The sequence below is a fragment of the Mesorhizobium sp. M0621 genome, from assembly GCF_040320745.1.
In the GTDB taxonomy this organism is placed as follows: Bacteria; Pseudomonadota; Alphaproteobacteria; order Rhizobiales; family Rhizobiaceae; genus Mesorhizobium.
In genome coordinates this window covers 1-3,303 of record NZ_JAMYQF010000112.1, presented here as the reverse complement: position 1 = coordinate 3,303, position 3,303 = coordinate 1, and the positions used below count along the sequence as shown (strand labels likewise).

Annotated in this window: 3 protein-coding genes; 2 read left to right on the top strand and 1 reads right to left on the bottom strand. The window is 63.6% G+C overall.

The window, feature by feature from the left end; all coding sequences use genetic code 11:
* Positions 1 to 420: 420 nt before the first annotated feature.
* On the top strand, positions 421 to 1,293 hold the full coding sequence (locus tag NKI38_RS33205; RefSeq protein ID WP_352665076.1) for a glycosyltransferase: 873 nt from the start codon (positions 421 to 423) through the stop codon (positions 1,291 to 1,293).
* 164 nt (positions 1,294 to 1,457) lie between these two features.
* Here NKI38_RS33205 and NKI38_RS33200 read toward each other — a convergent pair whose 3' ends face one another.
* Positions 1,458 to 2,561, bottom strand: a complete 1,104-nt coding sequence (locus tag NKI38_RS33200) for a saccharopine dehydrogenase family protein (RefSeq protein WP_352665074.1) — start codon at positions 2,559 to 2,561, stop codon at positions 1,458 to 1,460.
* Positions 2,562 to 2,725: 164 nt separating this feature from the next.
* Here NKI38_RS33200 and NKI38_RS33195 point away from each other — a divergent pair, with 164 nt between their 5' ends.
* Entirely contained in the window at positions 2,726 to 3,154 is a 429-nt protein-coding gene (locus NKI38_RS33195) for an Lrp/AsnC family transcriptional regulator (RefSeq protein ID WP_352632079.1), read from the top strand.
* The last annotated feature ends 149 nt before the right edge of the window (positions 3,155 to 3,303 follow it).

Below are 3,303 nucleotides of genomic sequence, written 5' to 3'. Positions count from 1 at the left end.
TGCTGACCAGGTCTAGGGCGGCGTGGTTGTTGTGGTGGGTGTTTCTATGCTTCTCCGACGGCGCCCCCCCGCGCCTCCGGCTCTGCCGCGCCACGGAGTGGGGGAAGGCGGTCCCAATGTGCTGCCGCTGACAACTGAACACGATCGGGCTGAGTCCAAAATATTGAGCGGGGGGCTAACCAAACGCAGCCCCCGACCCGAAATCACAACACCTAAGCCGGTCGACCCCCACTCCGTCGAGCTTCGCTCGACACCTCTCCCCCGATCGACGGGGGAGAGGAAGGGCGCGAGCCTATTCGAGTCAGCACTCTTCCTTCCTCGTGCTGTGCATAGGTGTGACGCAAGCGATTGGTGAGAAAGGTGCCGCGCACCATGTTTTCCGAGATTCCACCTTTCGGGCCCATGCTCTAATGTCGCCCCATGAGCGCCGACCTGAAGAAATACGTGGCGATTCGCTACAACACCGCCACCGGCTTCATGCCGAGCCAATGGGATGGAGAAGGGCGAGCCAATCTCGACCCTGTGTGGCTGGTCGAGCGATTGGCGTTGTTCGACACCTATTGCGCGGCTTCCCTCGAAGGGCAATCACTGAAGGACTTTACGGTCCTGGTCGGGTTCGATTCCGAGACACACGAGAATTACATTCGGACCGTTTGCGATTGCGCGATCGGGATCGACGTCAGGCCGGTCCTCGTCGAGGCCGGCCAGAACCACAATGTTGCCTTCAATGCGTTTGTCCAAAGCGATACGGATGCCGAGTTCGTTTCGCTGACGCGGCTCGACAGCGATGACGCGCTGGCGCCGACCTTCATGCAGCGTGTCGACTTTTTTGCGCGCCGGGAAATCGCCAAGGGCCAGGTGAACCAGCAACCGCTCTATATCGCCTTTCCCCATGGCCAGAATTTCGATGCGGCAACCAACCGCTACACGCAGCATGAATATCCGACCTCGGCCTTCGGCACGCTGGTCGAGAAGCGATCGCCGGTCATGAACGGAGTCTATTGCGACGAGCACACAAAGATGGCGATGCGTTTCAACACCGTCGGAGCGGTCGTGAAGGAAGCTCAATGGTGCATCGTCGTCCATGACAACAACGCCGCCAATGTCTTACGCGGCAAGCCGGTCGCGGAACCGGCTTTCACGGTAGGCCGGCCGGGTGCCGAGACAGCGCGCGCGCCGCTTCGAAAGGAGCCGGCGCAAAAGCAGATGTCGCAGACCTCGGCCAAGGCCTCGCGCAACGCCGGCAATTTGGTCCGGTTTCTGCTGGGGCGACCGATGGTCTTGCGGAAGTAGCGCCTAATCTCCCCCCTTGAGGGGGAGATGGCCGGCAGGCCAGAGGGGGTCGGTTCGACCGGACGCGACCCCTTTACGACAGATGGAGGTTAGCGCTCTACGCCCCGGCGACCCCCTCTGTCGCCTTCGGCGACATCTCCCCCTCAAGGGGGGAGATTAGGCGCTCAGCTTGCCAGCCGGCTCACCATCTCGTGCTGGGCATAGGCGCGGCCGAAGCGGTTGGCGAGGAAGGCGTCGAGCGCGATGTCTTCCTGCTTGATGAAACCGGTCGCCGGCAGGCTGCCGTCGGCCAGCATGTCGAGCACGGCGCAGATGCCGGAGGCGGTGGTGATCTGGATGGCGCTGCGCACCTGATCGCCGACACGTTTCGAGTAGATCTTGTTGGCGTAGGTCTCCTGCAGCAGGCGGCCATTCTTGCGACCCGAGACGGTGACGAAGACGATGACCACGTCCTGCAGCGTCGCGGGCAGGGCGCTTTCGAAAATGTCCTTCAGCACGTCGCGGCGGTGGCGCAGGCCAAGGTCGTTGAGCAGCGCCTTCATGATCGCGGCATGGCCGGGGTAGCGGATGGTGCGGTAGTTGAGCGTGCGCACCTTGCCCTTCAGCGTCTCGGCCAGGGTGCCGAGGCCGCCGGAGGTGTTGAACGCCTCGTAGGTGACGCCGTCGAGCGAGAATTCCTCGCGCTCCTCCAGCGGCGGCACTTCGACCAGCTCGCCCTCGACGATTGCCTCGCAGGGCTCGCAATATTCATTGATGACGCCGTCGGTGCTCCAGGTCAGGTTATAGTTCAACGCATTGGACGGGTATTGCGGCAGGGCACCGACACGCATGCGCACGCTTTCCAGCGTGTCGAAGCGGCTGGCGAGGTCGTTGGCGACGATCGAGATGAAGCCCGGCGCCAGGCCGCATTGCGGGATGAAGGCGCTCTTGCCCGAGCGTGCCAATTCCTTGACCCGGCGGGTCGAGACGACGTCCTCTGTAAGGTCGAGATAGTGCACGCCAGCGGTCGCCGCCGCCTCGGCGATGCGCGTGGTCAAATGGAAGGGGGCAGCACTCAGTACGGCGAACTTGCCGGCGAGCGCGGCTTCCAGCGTGCCAGATGCTTCGATATCGAGCTCCAGCGTCGCAACCGTGGCCGGCAGTTCGGCAGCAGTGAGCTGCGCCGCCGAGCGGTCGATGAGGGTGACCTGATAGTCACCCGCGGCGGCGAGCATCTCGGCAACGGTCGAGCCGATCTTGCCGGCGCCGACAACAACAATTTTCTTCATGACCGATCCCTAACATCTTTTGTTTAATGCATGTCGTTGTCCCAAAGCCGTTGAACGCTCTTTGGGCGACATGCATGAGGATCGCAGCTTGCCCGTCGAAAGGAAGTGTGGAATTGTTCGGAACGAAACTCTGATTACGCAATCTGCCGACGGGAATCGTTGAAATGCTCAGTGACGCCGAACAGGCCCTGCTTTCGCTACTGCGCGAGAACGCGCGCGCCTCGACCGCCGAGCTCGCGCGGAAGCTTGGCGTGTCACGCACGACCGTGCAGAGCCGGCTCGAACGGCTGGAGCAGCGCGGCATCATCATAGGCTATGGCGTCCGGCTGGCGCCGGACTATGAGCAGGGGCTGGTGCGGGCGCATGTGCTGCTCACCGTGACACCCAAACTCGCCGACAAGGTGGTGCGCGGCCTGCGCGACCTGGCGCCGGTCAGGACGCTGCATTCGGTCAGCGGCAATTTCGACATGATCGTCATCGTCGACGCGCCGTCGATCCGCGACCTCGATCTGCTGCTCGACCAGATCGGCGCCATGGATGGGGTCGAGCGGACCTCGTCATCGATCATCCTGTCGACGCGGATTGACCGGTGAAGGCGGGGCTTCTGGGGACTTGGGTTCCTCGCCCCCGCCAGAGGCGGGGGAGAGGTGGCCGCGCCGCCGCCCCCCCCGGGGGGTGTGAGTGGGGGTGGCCCACACCAGGGCGGGGGGGCCCGCCGCCCCCAACCCCCCCCCAAGAGGCG